At 38.2% G+C, this 25,250-nt stretch carries 23 protein-coding genes; 21 read left to right on the forward strand and 2 right to left on the reverse strand.

Translation table 11 applies throughout. From position 1 onward, the window contains the following. The first annotated feature begins 269 nt into the window (after positions 1-269). Positions 270-851 carry a hypothetical protein gene (locus tag D1Z92_RS16485; RefSeq protein WP_128896782.1) on the forward strand — a complete coding sequence of 194 codons (582 nt, stop codon included), beginning with the start codon at positions 270-272 and terminating at the stop codon, positions 849-851. Between the two features lie 6 nt (positions 852-857). Here D1Z92_RS16485 and D1Z92_RS16490 read toward each other — a convergent pair whose 3' ends face one another. Both D1Z92_RS16490 and lexA read right to left on the reverse strand, forming a co-directional pair. Further along, a complete protein-coding gene (locus tag D1Z92_RS16490; protein WP_128896783.1) occupies positions 858-1,376 on the reverse strand; it encodes a DUF1572 family protein in 519 nt (172 codons plus the stop codon). A gap of 173 nt (positions 1,377-1,549) precedes the next feature. Continuing rightward, positions 1,550-2,170 (reverse strand): transcriptional repressor LexA, encoded by a 621-nt coding sequence (gene lexA, locus D1Z92_RS16495; RefSeq protein WP_128896784.1) that lies wholly within the window; start codon positions 2,168-2,170, stop codon positions 1,550-1,552. Positions 2,171-2,415: 245 nt separating this feature from the next. On the opposite strand from lexA, the gene D1Z92_RS16500 reads away from it, so the two are divergent. The 20 genes from D1Z92_RS16500 to D1Z92_RS16595 all read left to right on the forward strand — a co-directional run. Further along, on the forward strand, positions 2,416-2,799 hold the full coding sequence (locus D1Z92_RS16500) for a LysM peptidoglycan-binding domain-containing protein (RefSeq protein WP_128896785.1): 384 nt from the start codon (positions 2,416-2,418) through the stop codon (positions 2,797-2,799). 334 nt (positions 2,800-3,133) lie between these two features. Continuing rightward, a complete protein-coding gene (locus D1Z92_RS16505; protein WP_164931684.1) occupies positions 3,134-3,334 on the forward strand; it encodes a DUF896 domain-containing protein in 201 nt (66 codons plus the stop codon). A gap of 11 nt (positions 3,335-3,345) precedes the next feature. Beyond that, positions 3,346-4,335, forward strand: a complete 990-nt coding sequence (locus D1Z92_RS16510) for an aldo/keto reductase (RefSeq protein ID WP_128896787.1) — start codon at positions 3,346-3,348, stop codon at positions 4,333-4,335. Positions 4,336-4,388: 53 nt separating this feature from the next. Beyond that, positions 4,389-4,919, forward strand: a complete 531-nt coding sequence (locus D1Z92_RS16515) for a hypothetical protein (protein ID WP_128896788.1) — start codon at positions 4,389-4,391, stop codon at positions 4,917-4,919. Positions 4,920-4,971: 52 nt separating this feature from the next. After that, positions 4,972-5,790 (forward strand): HAD family hydrolase, encoded by an 819-nt coding sequence (locus tag D1Z92_RS16520; protein ID WP_128896789.1) that lies wholly within the window; start codon positions 4,972-4,974, stop codon positions 5,788-5,790. A 210-nt stretch (positions 5,791-6,000) separates the two neighbouring features. Beyond that, on the forward strand, positions 6,001-9,438 hold the full coding sequence (gene metH / locus D1Z92_RS16525) for a methionine synthase (RefSeq protein ID WP_128896802.1): 3,438 nt from the start codon (positions 6,001-6,003) through the stop codon (positions 9,436-9,438). 75 nt (positions 9,439-9,513) lie between these two features. Beyond that, positions 9,514-10,440 carry a ribonuclease Z gene (rnz, locus tag D1Z92_RS16530; protein WP_128896790.1) on the forward strand — a complete coding sequence of 309 codons (927 nt, stop codon included), beginning with the start codon at positions 9,514-9,516 and terminating at the stop codon, positions 10,438-10,440. A gap of 214 nt (positions 10,441-10,654) precedes the next feature. Continuing rightward, the gene (locus D1Z92_RS16535) at positions 10,655-12,154 is read left to right on the forward strand and encodes a serine/threonine protein kinase (protein WP_128896791.1); all 1,500 of its coding nucleotides are present in this window, start codon (positions 10,655-10,657) and stop codon (positions 12,152-12,154) included. A gap of 66 nt (positions 12,155-12,220) precedes the next feature. Next, positions 12,221-13,318, forward strand: coding sequence for an SAF domain-containing protein (locus D1Z92_RS16540; protein ID WP_128896792.1), 1,098 nt, complete (start codon positions 12,221-12,223; stop codon positions 13,316-13,318). 24 nt (positions 13,319-13,342) lie between these two features. After that, entirely contained in the window at positions 13,343-14,038 is a 696-nt protein-coding gene (locus D1Z92_RS16545; protein WP_128896793.1) for a hypothetical protein, read from the forward strand. Between the two features lie 2 nt (positions 14,039-14,040). After that, on the forward strand, positions 14,041-14,877 hold the full coding sequence (locus D1Z92_RS16550) for a CpaE/TadZ family protein (protein ID WP_128896794.1): 837 nt from the start codon (positions 14,041-14,043) through the stop codon (positions 14,875-14,877). After that, the gene (locus tag D1Z92_RS16555; RefSeq protein WP_206099775.1) at positions 14,877-16,736 is read left to right on the forward strand and encodes an ATPase, T2SS/T4P/T4SS family; all 1,860 of its coding nucleotides are present in this window, start codon (positions 14,877-14,879) and stop codon (positions 16,734-16,736) included. The genes D1Z92_RS16550 and D1Z92_RS16555 overlap by 1 nt, the downstream gene beginning before the upstream one ends. Then, complete coding sequence (locus D1Z92_RS16560; protein ID WP_128896795.1) at positions 16,733-18,793, forward strand: hypothetical protein; 2,061 nt, start codon at positions 16,733-16,735, stop codon at positions 18,791-18,793. Before D1Z92_RS16555 ends, D1Z92_RS16560 begins: the two co-directional genes overlap by 4 nt. Before the next feature lie 11 nt (positions 18,794-18,804). After that, a complete protein-coding gene (locus D1Z92_RS16565; RefSeq protein WP_128896796.1) occupies positions 18,805-19,293 on the forward strand; it encodes a hypothetical protein in 489 nt (162 codons plus the stop codon). Between the two features lie 41 nt (positions 19,294-19,334). Next, on the forward strand, positions 19,335-19,847 hold the full coding sequence (locus tag D1Z92_RS16570) for a hypothetical protein (protein WP_128896797.1): 513 nt from the start codon (positions 19,335-19,337) through the stop codon (positions 19,845-19,847). Positions 19,848-20,000: 153 nt separating this feature from the next. Next, positions 20,001-20,369, forward strand: a complete 369-nt coding sequence (locus D1Z92_RS16575; protein ID WP_128896798.1) for a hypothetical protein — start codon at positions 20,001-20,003, stop codon at positions 20,367-20,369. A 229-nt stretch (positions 20,370-20,598) separates the two neighbouring features. Continuing rightward, the gene (locus D1Z92_RS16580) at positions 20,599-21,135 is read left to right on the forward strand and encodes a hypothetical protein (RefSeq protein ID WP_128896799.1); all 537 of its coding nucleotides are present in this window, start codon (positions 20,599-20,601) and stop codon (positions 21,133-21,135) included. Further along, a complete protein-coding gene (locus tag D1Z92_RS16585; RefSeq protein WP_128896800.1) occupies positions 21,122-22,108 on the forward strand; it encodes a hypothetical protein in 987 nt (328 codons plus the stop codon). The genes D1Z92_RS16580 and D1Z92_RS16585 overlap by 14 nt, the downstream gene beginning before the upstream one ends. A 365-nt stretch (positions 22,109-22,473) precedes the next feature. Beyond that, on the forward strand, positions 22,474-23,727 hold the full coding sequence (locus tag D1Z92_RS16590; RefSeq protein WP_128896801.1) for an S-layer homology domain-containing protein: 1,254 nt from the start codon (positions 22,474-22,476) through the stop codon (positions 23,725-23,727). Between the two features lie 21 nt (positions 23,728-23,748). Further along, positions 23,749-25,250 (forward strand): DUF5704 domain-containing protein (locus tag D1Z92_RS16595; RefSeq protein ID WP_206099776.1); only part of this gene is annotated, 1,502 nt, incomplete at its 3' end.

The following is a 25,250-nucleotide window of genomic DNA, read 5'->3' on the forward strand; positions in this document are numbered from 1 at the left end:
ACTAACATTGTTTCCACCTCACTTTCTAGCAATATCTAAATTATACCAAACAATCTTAGGCTACGCCTACCGACATTCAACTCCCACTTACTCATGGGGCTACGCCCTTCTCACTCCTTGAAGTGGGAGTCTTCTGTCGGAAAAAGATAAAGTTTTAAACGAAGTGGAGTACTTCCTCAAAAGAGATGAAGATAATGTATTAGACCAAACTAATTCATTTTACTACTTCTGTCTATTAAAAGTTTAACAAAAGGGGAAAGTGTATTACATTGAAGCGAATAACGGTTATTTCCATCATTAGTGTCATCATCTTATCTGCTATTTGGTATGTGTCAGCAGATTATCATATAGAAACGGTAGTAAAATATCAGCCATTCTATAAATCATTTAATACTATAGAAGAAGCTATTGCGGATGCAGAGATAGTACTTGAAGTAGTGCCTAATGGAGATCGTGAGTATGTAGTTTGGGATCAATTTGGATATCCCAATGCAAACGGATATACTGTAACCAATGTACATGTGCAGAAAATAATAAAGGACAGCTCTTCCTATGGTGATATGAATCTACAGGAGTCCATCCCAATAACAGAACCATATTATTTGTATGACAATGGCATTGCTCCTGGGAAAACAATGAAGACATATGCTAATTATACTCCATTAAAAAATGGTGGAAAGTACATCATTCTGTTGAAGTGGGACCCAAGAGCAGATTTATACGGTATTAGTTCTCTTCACGAAGGAAAGTATAACCTAGATCATACGGATAGCGAAGAAGATGAGGTAAATAGTACAAGTCCTAATTATTTGAAATTAAAACGTGAAATTTTAAATACATTCCAAACTTGACGAGCACTATGTGTTCGTTTGAATTGATTTTTTGCGAGCCATGCTCAGAGTCTTCCAATCTTCTGGGATGCTATTTTTAGCGATGTACACGATTTGTCCAACATGATAAGCATAATGGGAGAGCTGTCTTTCTATCGCTTGCAGAACGGTATGAGGTTCTTTTCGAATATAGACAGTTTTCATGAGATCTTCTTTTTTTAGCCCACTTATGGTGTCTAGCACGACATCCCAAGCACCTTCCCAATTCAACATTAATTGCTCACGTGAGAGTGGGGTTTCTTCAAACTCCCCGTCTCTGTTCCTGCTTTTCTTTTCCCCATCTGACGTTAAAAAATGAGTCCAGCGAGAGTACATATTGCCGCACATATGCTGGATGAGGATAGCTATACTATTACTTTCTTCATTCACTCTGCCATAAAACGTTTCATCCTCAATTTGTAACAGTGCTCCTTCTGCAAGTTTTTTCAATCTCAAAAATTCTTTTGAAGCATTTCCCAAGTAATGTGTAGCTAAATCGTGATTCATGTTGTCCCCTCCTTCAGTTCAGCTTTATTATTTTAATCCTCATTATAAATATATAAAAAGAAGAAAGATCGCATTCTTCATAGACTGCATCTTCCTTCTGCATTTACTACTATAAGTATCATAATGTTAGTATCCATAAAATTGCTTTATCATCAAAAAGCACCATAATACACTTAGTGTATATCTCTAAACAATCCAACTACTTTTCCCAAAATAGAAACATTGTTGAGTAGTATCGGCTCCATAGATGAATTTTCAGGTTGAAGACGAATGTGGCCTTCCTCTTTGAAGAAACGTTTCACTGTTGCTTCATCATCTTCCGTCATGGCAACGACGATTTCTCCATTGTTGGCTGACTGTTGTTGTCTAACAATAACATAGTCCCCGTTATGTATTCCAGCTTCAATCATGCTATCTCCAGATACATGAAGCATAAAAGTAGTGTGGTCTCCAACGTATTGGTTAGGTAGTGGAAAATAGTCTTCTACGTTTTCTGTTGCAAGAATAGGGACACCAGCGGTAACTTTCCCGATTAAAGGTACTCTTTGCACACCTTGGAATGCATTGGATTGATCTTCTCGTTCATCTAAAATTTCGATGGCACGAGGTTTTGTAGGGTCTCTACGAATAAGACCTTTCTTTTCTAATCTTTCCAAATGACCGTGTACGGTAGAGCTTGAAGCTAGTCCAACTGCTTCTCCTATTTCCCTTACAGATGGCGGGTATCCTTTTTCTCTAACTTCCAACTTTATAAAGTCTAGTATCGCTTGTTGACGCTTAGAGAGTTTTATCACTTTTATCACTCCGCTTTATATATATTTAGAACAGTATAACATAGAACTGTGGTTCGTACAAACGTTAGTTCTAAATACATGCTTAAACGGTGACAATGTGGCGGAATAGGGAGTGTGGCATACATCCATCATTTCTATCGCACTTTACTGTAATGAAAAAACATTTGTTCGTAAATAGCATTGACACAAACAGAAGTTCGTATTATGATGAAGTCATTAAGAACAAATGTTTGGAGTGGTGATCAATGTATTATTCCCCGATAGATTTTAATGTTACACAACAAAAGAAGAAAACAATGATAAAGCAAAGAAAAATAAAAATGGTGAAAGTATGCGTCATGCTTGTAGTTTCCTGTTTACTTTTTTTATTAGGTTCCGCTACTATATATTCTTTAAACAAGCCTGATATATCTGAAGATATGATAACTGCATCTACGATAGTAATGGAAGATCAGGTTACTGTTATAGTGAAAAAAGGAGATACGTTATGGGACATTGCAGTTCGAAATAAGCCTTATGCCATGGATACAAGAAACTATGTTTACTTGTTAAAGGAACAAAATGATTTATCCAACAGCGTATTGCAGGTGGGGCAGGTGTTGATGCTTCCTGTACATGTTGAGCAATAAATGTAAAATATCAGATCTCCATTAACATCTACATAAAGCATCCACTTCAAACGACCCGTAAGGGTGTTAAGTTGCGTGTAGTTCACCCTAACCTAGGTTACGATGTCTACTCTGCTTCATTGTCTGTTTTTGATTTTTGTTTGTTTCATCTTAATTTTTCATTGATATTGTACATATGATCGTCTTCCTTTCATCTTGAATTGGAAAGACGATTTTTTGTCTTGTTAATGATTCATCTTTTTGCATTCACATAAATTTTAAAAGTAGTGTTGGGGGTTACCTTGACAAGACTTCTTTGACGTGTCAAAGTATGGAATAGAACAGGAGGATGAGCATGATTGATCCTAAATTAATTTCGCGTATCAATGAACTCGCTAACAAGAAAAAAACAGTAGGTTTAACAAAAGCAGAAGAAAAAGAACAAGAGAAACTTCGCAAAAAATATTTGACCTCATTTCGTGAACGAATGAGAGATCAACTGGAGCGAATTGAATTTGTAGATGAAGACACAGAAGATACAAAGCCAAAACATTAGGAGTGAGAAACATGAAATACAGAAGGCTTGGACGGAGTGGAATTGCAGTATCTGAACTTTGCTTAGGAACAATGACATTTGGCAATACGACAAACGAAGAAGATTCCATCCAAATGATTCAGCGTTTTATGGAGTACGGTGGAAACTTTATTGATACAGCCGATGTGTATGTGAGTGGTAAATCAGAAGAGATTGTCGGTAAAGCACTGAAACATCGACGTGACGAGATGATTATTGCTACGAAGGTGAGATTTCCTATAACTAGCGGCGTTAATGATGTGGGATTATCTCGTAAACACATTTTAAATCAAGTAGAGAATAGTTTGAAGCGATTGCAAACGGACTATATTGATTTATACCAGATGCACACATGGGATCACATTACACCAATAGAAGAAACGATACGTACGTTAGATGATCTCGTTACTTCAGGTAAAGTCAGATATATTGGCTGTTCCAACTACTTAGCTTGGCAAATGATGAAATCGTTAGCATACAGTGATTTTCATAACAAAGTACGATTTGTTTCTATTCAGCCTCAATACAGTCTTATTGAACGTGAAATGGACAGGGAAGTATTCCCACTCTGTAACGAAGAAGAAGTAGGTGTACTTCCTTGGTCACCATTAGCAGGCGGCTTTTTAACAGGGAAATACGATAAAAACATCGTGCCGACAGAAGGTAGATTAAGTGCGTTAAAAGGTGAAAGTACTTGGAAAAACCGATTTACAGACAAGAACTTCCTCGTGATGGAGACGTTGCAGCACATTGGACAAGAAATAAATAAAACACCTGCACAAATCGCTCTAAACTGGTTGCTAGGTCGCAAAGGTGTAACGTCCCCTATTTTTGGAGCACGTACATTGGAACAATTCGAAGAAAACATGGGAGCATTAAGCTTTACTTTATCACCTGAACATTGGAACAAACTAGATGAGGTTAGCAGTCTATCCAATGTTTATCCTTATCGCTTTATCGATAGGTTCAAAAGAGAAATGTAACGGTATGTATTCACTTTATGTATTCGATATACGTTTAAAAGGAGAAATGCATCTTGTCAAGAAAATGGAAAAGAATGGTTGATAAAAATCAATCAGAAATGTATCAAAAGCAAAAAAAATTAGCAAAGACACAAAAAAGAAGTGGTAGTAGTAGTGTTAGTAATGCGAAATCTCAGGAAGAGAAATTTTTCGGAAGAAGTTTTATTTTCCCATTAACATTATTGGCTATCGCGTTCTTTTTACTTACTATTAATATTAGTGCAGAAGAGCGATCTTGGTTATATTGGGTTACTGTTGTGTTGTATGCTTTACTTGCGGTGTTCTACTACTTCAAAAGACCTTATTTAAAAGTTACGCCTTCTTCCGTTGCCACACGTAAATTAGGTCGTGAAATCATTATGGACGCAGAAGACATTAAGGAAATTCAGGTTCGCAAAGGTGAAATTATGATTTCCTTTAAGCAGATGAAAAGAAAATGGTTTTTTACGAAGATGATGAACTTTTATCCGATCCAAGAAATGGAACAACGACTGCAAACATTTGCAAAGAAACATAATATTAAAATAACAAGTGAAGGTAAGTAACAAACCTTAACATATATAGAGATTATAGGTGAATAAGGGGTGGAGTGTTGTCATGGCTTTGAAAGTGATTATTTTTGATTTGGATGATACCTTGTTATGGGACGAGAAATGTGTAAAAGAAGCTTTTGCAGCTACGTGTAAATTAGCTTCATCTCATCATGACGTAGATCCTATACAATTGGAACAATCGGTGCGCAGTGAAGCTAGGAAATTATATGCTTCTTATCCTACTTATGCTTTTACACAAAATATCGGTATTAACCCGTTTGAAGGACTATGGGGCAATTTTACTGGTGGAGAGGCAGACAGTTTTAGACAGCTAGAACAATTAGTGCCTCAATACAGAAAGATGTCATGGACGAATGGACTACAATCGCTTGGCATTGATGATGTCGCATTAGGAGAGCAACTAGGGGAATATTTTGCTAGTCAACGCAGACAGCAAGCACATTTATTTGAAGAAGCAATACAGGTATTAACCAAACTTAAAGAGAGCTATCAGCTTGCATTGTTAACGAATGGTGCACCGGATTTGCAAAAAGAAAAGTTGGACGGAGTGCCTGAGTTAACTTCTTATTTTGATCATATTTTCATCTCTGGTGATTTTGGACAAGGAAAACCTTCTCCTGAAATTTTTCAATATGTTCTTGGTGAGCTCCACATCCAAGCAGATGAAGCGATAATGGTCGGAGATAATTTAATGACCGACATTAAAGGTGCCAACAGTGTGCAAATGCCTTCGGTGTGGATAAATCGAAGTGAAAAAGAAAAAAGAAATGATGTCATTCCTACTTACGAAATTAAGCATTTAGACGAACTTTTCTCTATTATAAAAGAAGATCATGTAGCGGAGATAAATGGAAATAAGTAAGATGAAGCAATGATCTTGGAGCGTATACATCATATGGTTGTATACGCTTTTTTTCATGTTTTTTAATTCCGAGTAAAATAATATGATTTATCAGTGGCAAAAAACCCCCTTTTCTGATAGACTATTGCTAATATTTATACATTAGAGATACAATTTAAACAGCAAAAAAAATGGACATACCATAGGTGTGGGGGAGTGAACACATACATCATGACAAAACGTGGATTGAAAGAAATGTTAAACGAAAGAATACTTATTCTTGACGGTGCAATGGGCACGATGATTCAAGAAGCAAACTTGACTCCAGAAGATTTTGGCGGGGAAGAGCTTGATGGTTGTAACGAAAATCTTGTCTTGACGAGACCAGATATTATTTCTTCTATTCATATACAGTATTTAGAAGCAGGAGCAGACTTAATTGAAACGAATACGTTCGGTGCTGCTAGTGTCGTACTGGATGAATACAACATGGGATATATGGCGCGTGAAATTAATTTGGCCGCTGCGAGACTGGCCGTAGAAGCTGTAAATCAATTTTCCACAGTGGAACATCCCAGATATGCGGTTGGAGCGATCGGGCCCACGACGAAAACGTTATCTGTCACAGGAGGTATTACGTTTGAGGCATTGTTAGACAGCTATTTTGAACAAGCGCTAGCGCTCATTGATGGTGGGGTGGATGCCTTATTATTGGAAACGTCCCAAGATACACTGAATGTAAAAGCAGGTTGTATCGCCATAAATAAAGCTTTTGAACACAGTGGAAAGACGCTCCCGATTATGATTTCCGGTACGATTGAACCGATGGGAACGACACTGGCAGGACAGCCAATTGATTCATTTTATGTGTCGTTAGAGCACGTTAAACCGATTTCTATTGGGCTAAACTGTGCTACAGGCCCTGAGTTTATGCGTGATCACATTCGTACGTTATCTGAGCTGACGGATGCCGCCATTAGCTGTTATCCTAATGCAGGTTTACCTGACGAAGACGGGCATTACCATGAATCACCGCAATCCCTTGCACAAAAGTTGGACGATTTTGCGAAACAAGGGTGGTTGAACATAGCAGGAGGGTGCTGTGGAACGACACCAGCCCATATTAAAGCCATTAAAGATACGATGGATCAATATGCACCCCGCCTGCAAGCAGGAAGTCATCCGCCAGCCGTTTCTGGTATTGATGCAGTGTATATTGAAGAAGCCAATCGTCCTTACTTAGTTGGGGAAAGAACAAACGTATTAGGTTCTAGGAAATTTAAGCGACTCATCAACGAAAAGAAATTTGAAGAAGCATCTGAAATTGCGAGAGCGCAAGTGAAAAACGGTGCGCACGTAATCGATATTTGCTTGCAAGATCCAGATCGCAATGAAGTAGAGGACTTAGAAGAGTTTTTAAAATTTGTCGTTAAAAAAGTAAAAGTTCCGCTAGTCATCGACTCTACCGATCCGAAAGCGATTGAAATGGGATTAAAATACTCACAAGGTAAAGCAATTATCAATTCGATTAATTTAGAAGATGGAGAAGAGAAATTCCAAGAAATTATACCGCTCATGCATCGTTATGGTGGAGCCGTCGTCGTAGGAACCATTGATGAAGAGGGACAGGCTATATCGAGAGAAGGTAAATTGGACATAGCGAAGCGTTCGTATGACCTACTTGTACATCATTACGGCATACCAGCGGAAGACATTATTTTTGACCCGCTTGTGTTTCCTGTTGGAACAGGGGACGAACAGTACATCGGCTCTGCTGAAGAAACGATTGAAGGAATTCGACTCATTAAAGAAGCGATGCCAAAGTGTCAAACCATTCTAGGGCTTAGTAATGTTTCGTTTGGTATCCCCGCAGCAGGTAGAGAAGTGCTGAATGCTGTGTATTTGTATCACTGTACGAAAGCGGGACTAGATTATGCGATCGTCAATTCGGAAAAATTAGAGCGGTTTGCTTCCATTCCAGCTTCAGAAAGAGAATTGGCTGAAAATTTGATTTTCCGCACTTCCGATGAAACATTAGCGGAGTTCGTTGCTTTTTATCGGGAAAAGAAAGTTGTGAAAAAAGAAGATCAAAAAAAGCTCCCTCTAGATGAACGGTTAGCTAATTATGTGATCGAGGGCAGTAAAGAAGGCCTAATACCCGATTTAGATGAGGCACTAAAAAACAGTAAACCCCTTGATATTATTAATGGTCCTTTGATGAAAGGCATGGATCAAGTGGGGAAATTGTTTAACAACAATGAATTAATCGTGGCCGAAGTGTTGCAAAGTGCGGAAGTGATGAAAGCATCGGTTAGCTTTTTAGAACCTTTTATGGAAAAAAGTGAAACGGCTGTCAAAGGTAAAATTATGTTGGCCACCGTAAAAGGTGACGTGCATGACATCGGTAAAAATTTAGTTGAGATTATTCTTTCCAACAATGGATACAAGATTGTCAATTTAGGGATTAAAGTACCTCCAGAGCAATTAATTGAAGCGTATAAAAAGGAAAAGCCAGATGCAATTGGACTATCTGGATTGCTCGTGAAATCTGCACAGCAGATGGTGATTACAGCGCAAGATCTTAAATCAGCGGGCATTGACGTTCCGATTTTCGTTGGTGGCGCCGCCTTGACAAGAAAGTTTACTAAAAATAGAATTAGCCCGGAGTATGACGGCATCGTATTGTACGCAAAAGATGCGATGAATGGACTGGATTTAGCGAATCAACTCATGGATGCGGAGCAAAGGCAAGTCTTCATTGAAGAACTAAGAAAAACAAAGTTATCCGACGTCCAAACGACAGGTAAAAAAGCCGAACTGCCAAAGTTAACAAGAGCGGTTACCTCTTCTGTGGATAGGAATGTATCTGTATACACTCCCCAGGATTGTGAGGCACACATTTTACGAAGCTATCCGTTAGACTACATTATTCCGTATGTGAATTGGCAGATGTTATTAGGTCACCACCTCGGTTTAAAAGGAAAGGTAGAAGCGTTATTGCAAGAAAGAGATCATAAAGCAACACAGTTAAAAGAGACGGTAGATGACATTTTTGCAGCGGCGAAAACCGATGGAATCATACAAACACACGGCATGTATCAATTTTTTCCTGCCCAATCTTTAGGGAACAAAATTCTCATCTATGATCCAGCAGACAAACAGACCGTCATCGAAACATTTGATTTTCCACGTCAAGAAAAAGAGCCTTACTTATGTTTAGCTGATTTTATAAAGTCGGTAGATAGTGGCATCATGGATTATGTAGGATTTATCGTCGTTACTGCGGGGGAAGGTATTCGCGATTTAGCACAGCGATGGAAAGAAGAAGGGGACTATTTACGTTCTCATGCTTTACAATCCGTTGCGCTTGAAACCGCAGAAGCGTTTGCAGAACGAATGCATCATATGATGCGGGATACATGGGGTTTTCCTGATGCACCGGAGTTGACCATGAAAGAGCGACACGGAGCTAGGTATCAAGGCATTCGAGTATCGTTTGGTTATCCTGCTTGTCCGAATTTAGAAGATCAACAAAAACTATTTCAATTATTAAAACCAGAACAAATCGGAGTCTCTTTAACGGAAGGTTTTATGATGGAGCCCGAAGCGTCGGTATCTGCGATGGTGTTTGCTCATCCGCAAGCAAAGTATTTTAATGTAGGAAGTTAATACTTGCAGGAAGTTAGCAGATGAATATAGAATTACGTAAAGAAAAAGATGGGTACAGTTGGAAGGTGAAGGAACGTGGATGTATTGTTTCTAGGTACAGGTGCTGGTATGCCCTCAAAAGAACGAAATGTGACTAGTACAGTACTTAAAATGTTAGAAGAGCGCGGAACGATCTGGATGTTTGATTGCGGCGAAGGAACACAGCATCAAATCTTACATTCTTCGCTTAAAATGAGAAAACTAGAAAAATTATTTATTACGCATTTGCATGGTGATCATATTTATGGATTGCATGGGTTGCTAACCAGTCGCGCTTTTCAAGGTGGAGAAACACCACTGTCGATATACGGTCCACCAGGGATTAGAAAGTGGGTAGAAGTAGGACTGGAAGTAAGTGATGCTCATTTAAATTATGATTTGCATATTGAAGAAATAGAAGAGGGCATGATTTTCGAAGACGAGCAAGTTAAAGTGCATGTGCTAAAATTAGACCATCGAATCGACAGTTATGGTTATCGGATAGAGGAAAAAGATAGACCAGGAAAATTACGACTCGACAAATTAAAGCAATGGAACGTACCGCCAGGCCCGATATATGCGGATATAAAAAAAGGAAAACCTGTTAGGCTAGATGACGGTACACTTATTCCTGCATCCGATTTATTGTTGCCGTCAACGAAAGGAAGATGTGTCAGTATACTAGGCGACACGAGGATTTGTGAAAACTCTAAAGCATTATGTAAAGATGCAGATGTGGTCGTGCATGAAGCGACGTTTGACAGTTCTTTGGGAGATCTCGCTTATAAATATTTTCATAGTACGGCAAAAGAAGTCGCGCAAATGGCAAAGGAATGCAATGTGGGAACTTTAATCTTGACGCACATTAGTTCTCGCTACAATAAAGAAGAGGAAGATCCTTTGTTAATCGATATCGGAGATGTTTTTTCGCCAGTGTTTGTCGCATATGACTTCTGGGAATATCGTATTCCATCAACTTATTAGTTGCAATTTTTCCAAAAAATTTGTAGAATATAGGATGTACATGACAAATAATATAATATTCATGACGAATAATGCATTACAAACATAAATAAAATGAAGAAAATAGAATATAAACTTAGTGTGGAAGCACCCACTAAATCATTGGTATGTTCATACCAGTATTTAGTGGGTGCTTTTTATGTTTAGTGATGTTTTTCTAAAGAGGTGAAGTGACATGAATACCTTAGAGCAGCGTTATCAATTCATTTCCTTACTTGGCCAAGGTGGGATGGGGAAAGTGTATTTGGCCGAAGATACAAAACTGTCCAGAAAGAAGTGGGCCATTAAAGAAATTCCTCTAACCGGAATGCAAAGAAAACAAGTGATATCTGAAGTGGAAATATTAACAAAATTAAATCATCAGCATTTACCACGCATCGTAGACTATTATACCGATGAACAACAGCAGCACATCTACGTTGTAATGGACTATATTGAAGGCACAACGTTACAAGAAGTATTGAAACAAAAAGGAGTTATGGACTGGAAGGACACCCTTCATTACAGTTTGCAAATATGTGATGTGTTTATATATTTGCACCACGACTTAGCGGAACCTATAATTTATCGCGATTTAAAACCTTCCAACATCATGATAACGAAGCAAAACGAAGTGAAATTAATCGATTTTGGTATTGCGAGAAGCTATAACCAAGAAAAACAGGACGACACCATTAAGTTAGGTACGATTGGTTTTGCAGCACCAGAACAGTTTTTAGATGGACAATCCGATCATCGCACCGATTTATATACGTTAGGGTCACTCATTTACTTTGCTATCAGTGGGAAACGGTATGATCAGCATGCTACTACACCACTGCATCATGTCGCCAAAGTACCGCAGGAGTTATCTTCCATTGTTCAAAAACTAACGAAACACGATGCTGGTGAACGTTATCAAAGTGCGGCAGAAGTGAAGCATGCACTCTACAAATTGCTAAACAAGCATGACAACAATAAAAAAGAACAATCTATCACTCCTATGAACATAGGGACAGTCATGATAAGTGTCATCGCCACACATAAAGGAATGGGCAGCACGCATACTGCCATGATGGTTGCTCATCATTTAAATAAAAAGGGATACAAAGTAGCGCTGATTGAAGCAAACAAAAGTAACGAATTTAAATACATTGAAGAGGACTACGATGGAAAGCAGCATAAAGAGGTGCAAACTAGTTGTTTTAGTATGCATGGAGTGACGTATTACAAGTGTGAACCAACGATTGAAATTGCAACGGTGATCCGTCTTCAATACGATTTTATTATTTTAGATATTGGATGTGATCTTAATCAGGCATGGATGGGGGAGTTTAGAAGGTCCCAATTGAGACTTGTGGTCGGAAGTGCAGCGACATGGAAAAAACAAAAAATACTAGATTTTGTACAACAATATGAAAAAGAAGAGACAAAAGATTGGGTGTATTGTATTCCATTTGCTGAAAGTGATCAAATGTTGGAGATAAAAAGTGAACTGCGTTCTAAACGTATGTATGCTGTACCCTCCAACCCCTATCCGATGAAATTACAAGAAAAAACGATAGCGGTGTTTGATGAAGTTTTAGATCACCTACCGCTAAACCAAAAAAAGAAGCGGCTATCCATATGGTGGTTGCTGGTGCCAACTTCCCTTGTGTTAGCTGGGATTTATGTCATGATGATTGTTCGAATGTGACGGACAATACCTTTTTATTTATAGCATGCAATGTACTTAATAAAAATGGGAGAGTGAGATGAAAAAGTGTTCGCTATACGACAACGAACTAAAAAACTGATAGTAGCAGGATTGTTAGGTGTGCTCCTTAGTTTCATTCTATTTTCTGTGCTGGGCATTTTTGTTTACACCAAAATGAACAGCAAACAAGATTTGATAGTAGAGCAGTATGAGGAAGAGTTACGTGAAGCAGAAAAATACAAACAAGAGCAAATGAGCTTAAAGAAGACAGTCATTTTAGCAAAACAAAATATACCAGCCGGACAAGAATTATCAGCAGACATGTTTCAACTAGGGGAATTGCCAGCAGATATGACACCCAAAAATATTATTACCAGCGCAGAGGACGTGGTTGGAAAAATAACAAAAATAAATATTAACCAAAATGGAACGGTAGTGAACAGCATGATTTATGAAAAAGGGAGGGTGACTCCAGATTTGAGGGTAGCAGAATACAATACCATTATGTTGCCAACGAAATTGCAAAAAGATGATGTGATTGATGTTCGAATTAATTTTCCTACCGGACAAGACTACACCGTATTGGGCAAGAAGACAGTGTACGGTTTAAACGTAAATGGTACGGTTTGGCTTGATGTGGATGAACAAGAAATTCTTACGATGTCCAGTGCTGTCATTGACGCTTACTTGCAAGATGGCATCATTTACGCGCTCACTTACAAAGATCCACAAATTCAAGAAGAGCCTCAAATTAATTATCCTGTCAATATGGAAGTATTAGATTTGATGCTGAATGATCCAAACATCATTTTGAATGCCAAACAAGAATTAAGCAAACAAGCACGTACGGCACTTGAGGGAGATATCGCTGCGATGAGTGATGAAGAACGCGCTATGATAAGCAGGGAACGAGCAAGAATGAACAGTGAAGTACCTTATGATGAAACTTATGATGCAGAAAATTCCACAGCAGGGATGGAGCAAAATGAGACTAGCACTGCGAATTCCAACTTGAATGATCAAAATCCAGCAGTAGAGGATGATGAGTTTAGAGATACGGAGTTTACGAGATATATGTCCCCTATTGATCCAGAAAAAACACCAGTGGAATCTGTTGATCCATCGCTAGAAAATGAAATTGATGAGGAGTCTGTTGATGAGTAGGATCAACTGTAAGGGGGATGGAAGATGAAACATGTCATTTTTCTCGGTTCCACAGATAAATCGCATTTTATGATGTACGTGTGTAAATTGTTGCGTTGTGCAGGTAAAAAAGTATTGCTCAACGATGCGACGTTTAGTCAATCTGCTAAATATTATTTAGGAAGCTTTGAACAAGGTTTAACAGAGTTTGAAGGTTTTGATGTCGTTATTCATGACAAAGCGTTTGCGGAGTTACAGAGCGGGAGCAATCTGAATGAGTATGATTTTGTGATTACGAACACTGATCAAAAGCATCATATGACATGGAATCAATGGTCTAAAGCGCATAAACGATACATCGTTACGTCTTATGAGCGATCTAGTTTGCTTAGAGATGTGGAACTCCTAGCCGTAATGAATGAAAGTGCAAATCAAGAATCTTCACCAGCTGTCGATACGGAAAGAATTATTTTATCTGCGGTAGAGTGTGGCATTGATGATGCGTATCTGAATCATCTTTACGATGGCTTACACATTACGATGCCGTCATCATCTACGGAGATTGCAATGGATGAAATGGATTATATCATCAACATTGAAAATCAATATAATAACCAATTAATGTTGAAGCGGTTATCAAGAGATTATAAATCCGCATTAAAACACACTTGTCAGCAAATTTTAGATTGTGATCGCAAACAAATGAAAGTCATATGGAAAACGGCATTAAGGAGAGGGTAACTTTGGCGAAAATAGCATTTTGGGGACCTATACATGGAGTAGGTACAACGTTTAATAGTATCGCTGTTGCATCGGCATTTGGCACGCAAACATCATTAAAAACACTGATCACGCATACGGAATGGGCTCATTCCACTTTAGAAAGAGCATTTTCTCGTAACGTGCTAGGGATGAAAAAGAATGTTGGTCATGATACAGATATTGGTATGGATGCACTCATTCGTCTAGCTAAAAGCGGTAAGTTACAAGGTAACATGATTAAAGACTATACGCATCCTATTGTGTTTAATAGACTTGATCTTTTATATGGCACAGTCAAGCGGAATGAGACAGAAGATGTGCATGGCATGCTTCATATACTTGATCATGCCGATGTTAGTTATGATTGCACGATAGTGGACGTCAATAGTGCATACATGAACAATATGACACGATCTGTATTGCAAGGCTGTGATCTCATTGTCATTTCATTAAATCAAAATACGGCCTTGTTGGATCGCTTTTTTATGGAAAGAGAGTGGAATGAAGTTTTAGCTTCAAAGCCTTACTTACTAGTGCTGGGTCAATACGACAAACATATTCATCATACGTATGCTAACATTGCACGGAAGTACAAGCATAAAGAAGGTTTTTTGACGATACCAAGGTGCCATGCATGGATGAATGCATACAACGAAAGTGCTGTTATTGATTTCTTTATGCGACATCGGCATGTGCATAAACGAAATGAAAATTACTTCTTTTTCAAAGAGGTGCGCAAATTGTTAGAGCACATATGTGAAGTTGCAGGTGTCAATATCAAAATGGATGTGGGTCAATCCGTTGGGGGCACAGCTTAATGATGAACTTCATATTGATTCTCATCATTATCATCGGCGCTAGTACTGCTATATACATGCTGTGGTTTAGAAACAATCTCAATGAAACAGAGCACAAGCTGACACAGCATATGTACAATTTTGATGCCATACAACAATTTATTCGTGATGCCATGCATGAACTCATCGCCTCAGATTTATATGAAGGAAACCCAAACATGGAGGAGTTTCAGCGGCGAAAAGCGAGAAGAAATGAATTGCGAAAATCATTGCGCAGCTGCATGAACGGTGATATTTCAGCCAAAAGGTACGTTAAATTGTACATGAAAGATTTACTACAAAATACGTACAAGCTAGGTGAAGACAACATTCATCTACTCATTCCTTTTCATAGAAGTAATGACCTGTCTGCTCAAGACTGTTTTGATATTTTACTCTATGTATATAAGAAGGAACACGGCGAAGAGGGGTTACAACAATTAATAGAAAAATATCATTTGGACCAAGAGAAAAAATACGATGACGGGTCGGTAGGTTATCACATTCATGCCAGTGAAATCATACAAATTTATGAGCTTGAACAACCGAGACTGACGTTTGATGAAAAATTAGATATTGTCGTACAGCGCGTATACCAGAAGTATAAAGGGCTTGGTGTCATTGATGAAATTCGAGATCAAAATATCGACGGCGTCAATGGCGGGACAAGCGGTCTTCCTTCTGATATGAAACAAAACCTGGATTTGCATCATTATACAGAGCAAACCAGAATGCTGCCACAAGCACATGACGCCGTATGGATTTTTTATAAAGGTAAGTCCTTGCACCTTTCTTTTCTTTCTTTTGCATCGGAGTTAGAACTGAAAAGAGTATGTCAAAATATTTATACGTTTGGAAGCCCTGGGCAGTTGAACGAATCAAAATCTTACATCGTCAATGACATGGCAGATGGAAGTCGCGTTGTCGTAGTGAGACCTAAAATGTCTGAAAGCTGGGCGTTCTTCGTAAGGAAATTTAATACACAATTGATGACACTTCCAGATTTGATAAAAGGAACACACGCAGAACTGCCAATTAAAATGCTAGAATACCTCATCAAAGGCGAGCAAGTTACGATCATCACAGGGTCACAAGGGTCTGGGAAAACGGTGACATTACTTGCACTGATGCGTTATATTAACCGGGCATATAACATTCGTATCCAAGAAATGGCGTTTGAGTTGCGTGCTAGAAAAATATATGCCGATCGAAACATATTAAGTATGAGGGAAACACCGACCGTAAGTGGACAAGAAGGATTAGATATACAGAAGAAGACAGACGGAGCAGTGAATATACTAGGTGAAGTTGCGTCTCACCCCGTAGCGAGTTACATGATCCAGATGGCAACCGTAGCGTCATTGTTTACCTTGTGTACACATCATGCCAAAACGTTTCCTAATCTTGTGTCATCATTGCGGAATAGCTTATTGCAAGCGGGTGGATTCTCCAATGAAACTATTGCGGAAAAGCAAGTTGTAGAAGTGCTGAATTTTAACGTGCATCTAGTAAAAAGTCCAACGGGTCAGCGGTATATTGACCGTATTACGGAATGTATTCCGATGGAAGAAACACAACAATATGGTATGGACTATAAAGGTGAAACCAAGTTTGAACGTAAGGTAACAGCTTTTATGGATAATGTGGCGGAGTACTTTTACCGACAAACAGACCGAAAAACGTATCAACATCAAGACATTATCATTTGGGAAGATGGAGCATATGCAGCAAAGCACCGTCCTAGCAATATGACGATCAACAATATGGCTAGTAAAATGAGTCCCGACGATGCCGCTGCATTTCAACGCTTTATCGAACAGAAGTGGGGGAGATCCTCATGAATGTGATCACATGGATTCAAGTCATCATGGGCAGTTTGCTCGTTTTATTAGTTATTCTGTTGCTTCTGCAATTTTACATCAAGCAGAAGATGAACACTGCTAATTATAAAGAGCAACAACGATTGCGTTCGCTATTACCACAGCAAAAGAAAAAGAAATGGTCTACCATAGGCATACGAGCTTATCCATACTTGCATAAAATAGTGATACTAAGAGCGCTATTAACGAAAGTTAAGAAAAGATTTGAGATTTTGTATCCTGGTGAAGAGAAAGAAATTCGCCGGTTATCTGCAAATGTTACGATGATGGTCATTACCATCGTATTGTTCATCGTAGGCATTGCTTTTATGTGGACAGAAGCATGGACAACAAGAATCATGATGATGCTTGCAGGACTGTATATCGGGAGTTTTTTCATCGATGTGTTTGTAAAAAACGTGGAAAAAAAGCTACTCCAAGCATTGTCTGATTTTATTATGGATGTGCGGCATGAGTATCATCAGACGCATATGGTGCAAGAAAGTTTAGAAAGAGCAGCGGATCGTGCGAAAGCTATCATCGCACCTCATGCTAGAAAAATTGCTTCATTACTATACGCGCTAGATCCAGAAGATGAATTGCGACAATACTATGATGTTGCTCCTAACCGGTATCTGAAACAAATAGCAGGTATTAGTCATATCATTGCTGAGTTTGGTGACAAAGATGGGGAATCACAATATTTAAAAGCACTGTCTAACATTCGAGAAGAAATTCATTTAGATCTTAACAGGCGAACAAAATTAGACCAGAAGCTTTCAGGATTGATCTTTATCGCCATTGTACCATTGTTTATGCTAGAGCCACTGCAACACTGGTCTGAAAGTCAATTTCCAGTCGTTTCTGATTATTATCGATCGAAGTGGGGTGTGTACTCTTTATTTCTGCTTTATGTGATTTTCACGATTACGTTCTTTTGGTTACGAGCGCTAAAAGGATTTGATGATCATGCATACAAAGTGAAAACAGAGGGGAAATGGTTAACACAAGTACGGAAAAATAGATGGATTAATCAAATTGTACTAAGGGTCACGCCACATTTTCATAAGTCGAGTTATATGAAAGCAAAGCAATTGCTAAAAGAAAATAACAGTCATCTATCCATCGAGAACTTATATTTTCAAAAAATACTGTGTGCATTAAGTATGTTTATCCTTGTCATTTGTATGCAATTCACCGCTCACTACCAAGTCAAAGATAATATCATACATCCAAACAAAAATATGATCATTTACCAGCATCCAGCGGGGGCAGTGATAGGGGAGGAACAGTATCGTTTTGAATCGACATTGTTAGGGGAAATCGTATCAAAAAACTTGTCACCAGAAGAAGCAGGATCAGTCATTTTAGAAAGAGTAGAAGATTATCCTTACATACCGAAAGACCTGACAAGAGATGAATATGTGGAAGCACTGGTGACTAAAGTGGAAAATCACAATAAAGAATATTACAAGTGGTATGAACTGTTGATTGCAATAACCGTTGCAGTTGCGTCGTTCAAGCTTCCAAATGTGTATTTATGGTTTCGAAAACGAATGCAAAAATGGGAAATGCAAAACGAAGTAGATTCATTCACCAACATCGTCATGATGCTTTCTAAAATAGATCGTATTAGCGTGTATGATTTGCTCGAATGGTTACAACGGTATAGCTATATTTTTGAGTATCCACTTTTACGTTGTTTACTAGATTACGAGTCGGGAGCATGGCATGCTTTACAAAAGTTAAAAGAAGAAGTGAAGTTTACGTCCATGCAGCAATTAATAGATCGACTTCAAGTAGCAGCGGATCTTGTACCGGTAAGAGAAGCTTTTGATGATATAGAACAAGAGCGATCGTTCGCTATTGATCAGCGGAAATTGCACTATGAAAAAATGGTGTCGGACCGAACGCATTTAGGGCAGTTGATTGGTTTTATTCCCTTACATGCTACTTTTATTTTATATTTACTCATTCCATTCGTTTATTTAGCCATGGAACAACTAGGTGATATGACCTCAATCACTAATCAATTGTAAGGAGTTAGCACATGGAAAATATATCTCATTTTTTAAGGTGGGTATTTGGTCTCGTCATCACGTTGTTTATTTTATCTGCTGGCATATTGCTATATAACTTGGCCCAACCGATGTTGTGGACGGCTAACAATCAGGCATCTGATCAAGCTAGGATGATAATCGACAGCGAATATACAGCGTACGATTATCAAATTGTCAGTGGATCTCAATTATTGACCGCCTATCGAAGATATGGAGATCAGCAAGATTTTACATTGTATGTTAAAACGAGTAACAAAAACTTTGGAGTGTATACAGATGGGACAACCGGGAGCTGCACAAATTTTGATTTTACAACGGGTTCATTGGAAAGCTCTAGCACAATGGCATGCAACGTGACGCAGCAACAATTAATGGAGGGGACAAGTGATTATTATATCTCTCCACAAGCAAGGTTTATATCTACTTTAGTAAGAGATAAGAACGATATTATTCGCGCTATTTATTTTCAACAACAGTAATTTTAAAAAAAATATGGATTGAAAAAGGAGAGAATGTATAAATGGAAAATATATCATACGGATTAAAGTTTGCTATTGGAATCGTCATTACGTTACTTATTATTGGTTTTGGTGTAGGTATTTACTTTGTAGCAGATGCTTTATTTGGAAAAGCGCAAGATAACACGACGTCACAAACGACAGCACTTACTAGATTGGAATATTCAAAATATGATAACAAAGGAGTAACGGGTCAAGAGGTGATTAATGCCGCTATACAATATGAAAATAGACCTCAATTTTCAATTAATATTAAAACAGGAATACTGTCAGGTGGTTTTTATGCTGAAAATAATTTTGAGACTTGTTATGATATTCCAACTTCTTCTGAGCCATTAGTAGATTTAGATACACATGCATGTAAAACTAGTAATGGAACAAATGCCACTGCTGACATTTCAGCGCTGCAAGATACATCCAATAACTTCTATGTCAATCCGACAGGCATATTTACTTCACAAATTTATAGAGATGGAAATAATGAAGTGCGAATTATTGAATTTATACAGGAATAATGAAATAATTCGTAAACTCATAAATGAGATAGGCAAAATAAAGTAGTGGAACGGCTACACTTAGCTAGACAGAAAAGTTAAGGGTAATTAGACAACAGCCTACATTCATTATTTATCATAGATTGTCTAGTTTTTAAAAACAAAGGAGTGCTTATGGAAGCAGCGAGAAATTTTTTGTTTCTTGTTTTTGCATGGATCGTTTTCTTATTAGGTGGGTTTCAATTTTTACAACACGAATTTTCATATGCTGTTCAGCATCAATCAGAAGGGAACAGAGATGTAGTACAACAACATCACGATAGACGATCCGATTTATTGGAGATGTCAGGACAGCAAGTGATAGGCATGGTCATTTATGCGCAGGAAGGTCATTATGTACTTATTCTTGATGGCATTTCTATCAACGATAAGACGGATATACAAAACGTCAATTTACGAAATGTAAAAGATGTGACATATCAGATTGAGATTGTAAGAGACAACAATGGCATGGTCTCCAAAGTGTATGCTACACCATCGTAGTTGCTTGCTCTCTTGAATATTTGAATATTACTAGATAAGTTGAGTGGACTTTTTCAAGCAACTTATTACCATTAAGCATAAGATGGAGAAATTTCAATATGACAACCTTTACGCCTGGTAACTGAGGCGTAAACTTATATTTTATTATTTCTTCATCTTAAATATAAGTTGAGTGGACTTGTTCAAGCAACTTATTACCACCTCATCTTACATAGAAAGGAGCAGCGGGATGGTAGATGCTTTTAAAGCGTTCATCGTCATTATTCTACTTGTCGTTTCCTTTGTCGTTTATCCAGCCTATCGTACCGCGGATCAAACGGATCAAACTGCGGAAAGAGTGGCTGAAGCAGCTTTGTTTACGTTTGTAGATACGGTAAGAGGAAAAGGATACATCGAGGTGAGAGACTACGACATTTTTCTCAAATCGTTAGACGCAACAGGTCAAACTTATGATGTAACGTTGGAGTATTACAAAAAAAAGCTACAACCGAATTACAACGGTGCTACTTTTCAAGATACTTTTCATGTTCGTTACGATGGTTATTTTACTAGTGAGATTTTAGGTGTTTTATATAAGAATGACACGACGACTCCAGTAGATCATCCGGATCGAAAGGTGAATATGTATGTCGGAGATCTCTTTAATGTGAGGATTGAATCGACAGGTAGAACGCTTTCTTCTGGATTTAAAAGTTTTTTATTTCAGACACCAAACATACCAATTGTGTTGCGCTATGGGGGGATGGTTCGAAGTGAAGCCCCTTAGCATTACTCTCATTTTTCTTATCATCGCAGTTATGATCACGATGATGAATGACACGCAACAAGATATGTATGATGCGAATGAAAAGGTAGCCAGACAGTACGAACATCATTTCCAAGCTGCCGTTGCAGATGCTGGTGCATATTTAAATATGTTGGAAGCACAACAAATTACACGAAATGTAAGGTATCAAAGAGAAAAACAACTGTCTGTGGATCAAGAAGTATTGGATGTGTTCTATGCAAATCTAGCATTAAAGCTAGGAATAGAGACGGATTCCATAGCAATCCAAAATTTGAAGCTTCATATGCCGGCAATGGTTTTAGTTCACTATGACGGATATGTATTGATCACCAACCAAGATTTGTTAAATGTGAATGGGACTCAGGAGTTATCGCCTGTATTTTGGCCCAAACGACCTTTTGTTTATGAATTGAGTAATGGAAATCTTCTGTATTTTAAGATGGATGATAAAGCAGAAGTGTATGATGTGAGCCAAAATGTTTTTCTATCGGGAAATCGTGAGGAACTCTGTCTGATTACCGATTTATCTCCATTACTAACAGAAGAACAGTTTCATCAGCAACGGCTACACACGATTACAGATGCGATTGAAACCGATTTAAGTGGAGCCATTAACCGTCATCTGGAATTGAGCAAACGGATGGGACTGGCTGTACAGTTTACGTTGCCAAGAGGTTGGAACGAACAGTCTATTAATCATGTTGGCTTATTATCGTTCATACAAGGATACCCGTTACCTAGTGGAGAGTTATTTGATTCATTTGCTTTCGGAGGGAACTCCATCTATTTGCGAAATCAATATATTGGAACCGTTGACTCGACAGGTGAGTTAGTTGCTTATAAACAAGGTTGCCTACCTAGCTCAGGTGTGACGATTAAACAAAATTTCTATGAACCTGAGGAAGCTGTGAAGAAAGGATACTATATTCAAGATTGTTCCCCATTCCAATAAAAAGGTTGTAATATGTAGATTTTTGGAAGAAAATGAATCCTATTCATCATAATTTGTTGTATACTATATTAGTTGAATGAACTGGTTCAACCAACGTATTACCGCTATGCATAAGATGGAGAAATCTTTACACCACAACCTGGAAATTATATTAAAGCAGTCATAAAAGTAAACAAGGATTAGTAGTAACTATTAAACACAGAGGAGGAACACGCTGACAAACATATGCACATAGATGAATATGATTATTATGAACTATGTACAGTGTGGAAAAATCGAATAAGTAGATGAAGTCAAAAAATACTGTTCTAAGAATACAACACAGGTTGTGAAATACGACTGATGACATATTGGAGGAATGAACGATGAAAAAAACACTACTAGGTTTAATATTAGGTATATTTTTTATTATCCCATTTTCAGTACTATCCGCACAAGCAAACACGTCTTTTGAAGATATTGAAGGTCACTGGGCGGAGCAAAAAATACTACAAGCGGTAAACGATGGATACATATCTGGCTATCCCGATAATACATTTAGACCCGATGATAACATTACGAGAGCAGAATTTGCTTCTATTATAGCAAGAGCTACAGCTGTAAATGAAGAGGTGGTGGACTTTGATGGTTTTGACGATGTGCCTTCTACTCACTGGGCGCAAGAAGAGATAAATCGTTTAGTGCGTTTAGGTTTTATTGATAAAGCTGACTATGCTAGTGGGTTAGCTCCTGACGATAGTCAAACTAGGTATGAGATGACGAAGTGGCTAGTGGATGGATTGAAACAAGCAGAGGAAAGCTTTATTCAAGCTTTTGAAGATACGAAAGGGACACTAGTACCGTTTACGGAGTATTACAAAGAAGGGATTCCAGAAGAGAAAATCCCTTATTTAGCCGTGGCAAAAGGAAGTAAACTGGTGTCAGGTTTCCCGGATGGAAGCTTTGGTTTGGACAAGACAACGACAAGAGCAGAAGTCGTAGCATTGCTTTACAACTACTTGGGCATTGAAGGAACGAATGCAGACACATATCCTTGGTTAGATGAGCTAAGAGAAGTAGGAACGACAGGGACAAACTTACTTTCTATGACTCCATATGTTTATCATACTCAAAATCAAATTCCAGCAAAATTTGATCGTATTACAGAGCAACCGATTGAAATGGCAAACAACTGGGGAACGGTTATGGTTCACCGCATGATAGTTGTTGATGCTATTTCTCCAGAGGATATTAGAGGGGTCTATGGAGATATGTTTTATGATGAAGACACGTTAATAGCTGATATAGTGAGATATCCGTATATCCAAGAATCATTAGATAAATTATATTCTGTATTTTTGGAGGTAACGGTAACTTCTGCTGTAGAAAATATGAGTAAATTTCAGTACGTTAATAGTTTACCTGACAATGGTTTTATTATAGGCTCATCTATTAAAAATACCGGGACCACTGAAAAATACGGTTTAAATACATTACCACAAAATAGTGGTGTAGGTTTTTTCGGGCAAGATACTCCAAATAAATTGTGGATGGGTAACGCAGTGCAAAGAGAGAGCGGAGAATATTATTCGTTCGATGTAAATATCAATACTTTTTCTAGTTTCTATATACCAGAGTAAATTGAGAAGAAGGGATAAAAGTTGAAGATAGCTAAATGTACAATTATTATTGTAATACTGCTAAGTTCCATTGTAATCACACCGTTATTCGCACAATCTAACACGGTAGTAATTAGTCCCAATCCACCTACTAATAAGCAAACGATGACGATTGAAGTGAAAGCAAACAATAAACCCAGACCAGGTGTATATTGGTATCAAATCGACAATGGAAATTTTCGGGCCGATTATCATGATGAATATTTTAATAAAAAAATGATTGAAGTTCCAAATGCGGGGAACGATTGGGACCCATACCCCCAAACTACAGTGATTAACGATCATATAGATATGAATAACTACCAACCTACTGAGTTTGAATATTTTGACAAACAAGGTGATAGAGTAAATGTCCCAATCAGTAAACTCAAGTCTTATGATATTGAAAACATTAAATTTGTAGAACAACCCCCTTCTGAGAAAACTTTCAAAGGCATCTACGTTCAACAAGTCAGTAAAGATGAAAAATATGTAACATTAAAAACAGAAACGGGATACAACTATCGCCTTTCAGAATACGAAGTGTATAGCATACGATATGGTACGAACTATCCAAAAGTTTTAATAGGATATTATACGCCACTTGAAGTGACATGGAAAGGGATTATCGAACAATCCAAAGAGATCCAAGTAAGAGAAGATGCTACTTTGGCAGTGGGCAGCACTAGAAATATATATGCCGATGTTCGAACGATGGACTTTGGAGAGACAAGCTGGGGAAGTTGGATGGATGTCACTACGCAAAGTAAAACGACGTGGACTTCGCAAAATCCTGCTGTTGCCACTGTGAATGCACAAGGAAAAGTGACAGCAAAGACAGTAGGTAACACAACAATCACCGCAGTATGGAAAAACGAGGATGGCTTCGAGCTAACGGATAGTGCAGTCATTACTGTAGTCAATGTCGATTGTGATGCAACACCGAACGACCCAGCATGTGACACAGGTGGTGGAGGTTCTACAGATCCGCCAGATAATTCTTCCAGTGATGGAGAAACAAAAACAGGGGAGGATCTAGACCCAGATGCCAAAGGATACATAGACAACTGTGAAAGAACGTTTGATGTGACACAAGGCATACCGACTTCTGAATGTTTGGAAATAGCTGTGACAGATGCGAAAAGCTATTTGTATGCCTATGAATTTCAAGAAAAACTCGGTACGAACTACTATCAAGTCACCGTAGAGAAAACATATAATCTGGAATGGCAAGAAGAAGAGTTTAGTCATTTTGAAGAGGAGTATGATGCTAACGGAAATGTCACAGGCCAAAAAGAAGTGAAGAAATGGGTCGATTACGCTGAAACCGAGACCGTATCCCAAGATTATAATATTAGCCGTGAATACTCCTACTGGCAAATAGATGGACTAGCACTGTATGGCATAGATCAAGCAACGATGCAAAACTATGCGTTGCCAAACGGTCAACAAGTGATGCAACCATCGAATGGGTATCAAGCCCCTGCCGTTACGGTGAAACAATA

The organism is Longirhabdus pacifica (assembly GCF_004115085.1).
GTDB lineage: Bacteria > Bacillota > Bacilli > Paenibacillales > DSM-105158 > Longirhabdus > Longirhabdus pacifica.

Excerpts from the sequence above, each read along its gene's own strand:
- D1Z92_RS16490 (WP_128896783.1), bottom strand. The coding sequence starts at position 1,376 with ATGAATCACGATTTAGCTACACATTACTTGGGAAATGCTTCAAAAGAA.
- D1Z92_RS16500 (WP_128896785.1), top strand. The coding sequence starts at position 2,416 with ATGTATTATTCCCCGATAGATTTTAATGTTACACAACAAAAGAAGAAA.
- D1Z92_RS16505 (WP_164931684.1), top strand. The coding sequence starts at position 3,134 with ATGATTGATCCTAAATTAATTTCGCGTATCAATGAACTCGCTAACAAG.
- D1Z92_RS16510 (WP_128896787.1), top strand. The coding sequence starts at position 3,346 with ATGAAATACAGAAGGCTTGGACGGAGTGGAATTGCAGTATCTGAACTT.
- D1Z92_RS16520 (WP_128896789.1), top strand. The coding sequence starts at position 4,972 with ATGGCTTTGAAAGTGATTATTTTTGATTTGGATGATACCTTGTTATGG.
- metH (WP_128896802.1), top strand. The coding sequence starts at position 6,001 with ATGACAAAACGTGGATTGAAAGAAATGTTAAACGAAAGAATACTTATT.
- D1Z92_RS16535 (WP_128896791.1), top strand. The coding sequence starts at position 10,655 with ATGAATACCTTAGAGCAGCGTTATCAATTCATTTCCTTACTTGGCCAA.
- D1Z92_RS16545 (WP_128896793.1), top strand. The coding sequence starts at position 13,343 with ATGAAACATGTCATTTTTCTCGGTTCCACAGATAAATCGCATTTTATG.
- D1Z92_RS16555 (WP_206099775.1), top strand. The coding sequence starts at position 14,877 with ATGATGAACTTCATATTGATTCTCATCATTATCATCGGCGCTAGTACT.
- D1Z92_RS16560 (WP_128896795.1), top strand. The coding sequence starts at position 16,733 with ATGAATGTGATCACATGGATTCAAGTCATCATGGGCAGTTTGCTCGTT.
- D1Z92_RS16565 (WP_128896796.1), top strand. The coding sequence starts at position 18,805 with ATGGAAAATATATCTCATTTTTTAAGGTGGGTATTTGGTCTCGTCATC.
- D1Z92_RS16570 (WP_128896797.1), top strand. The coding sequence starts at position 19,335 with ATGGAAAATATATCATACGGATTAAAGTTTGCTATTGGAATCGTCATT.
- D1Z92_RS16575 (WP_128896798.1), top strand. The coding sequence starts at position 20,001 with ATGGAAGCAGCGAGAAATTTTTTGTTTCTTGTTTTTGCATGGATCGTT.
- D1Z92_RS16580 (WP_128896799.1), top strand. The coding sequence starts at position 20,599 with ATGGTAGATGCTTTTAAAGCGTTCATCGTCATTATTCTACTTGTCGTT.
- D1Z92_RS16590 (WP_128896801.1), top strand. The coding sequence starts at position 22,474 with ATGAAAAAAACACTACTAGGTTTAATATTAGGTATATTTTTTATTATC.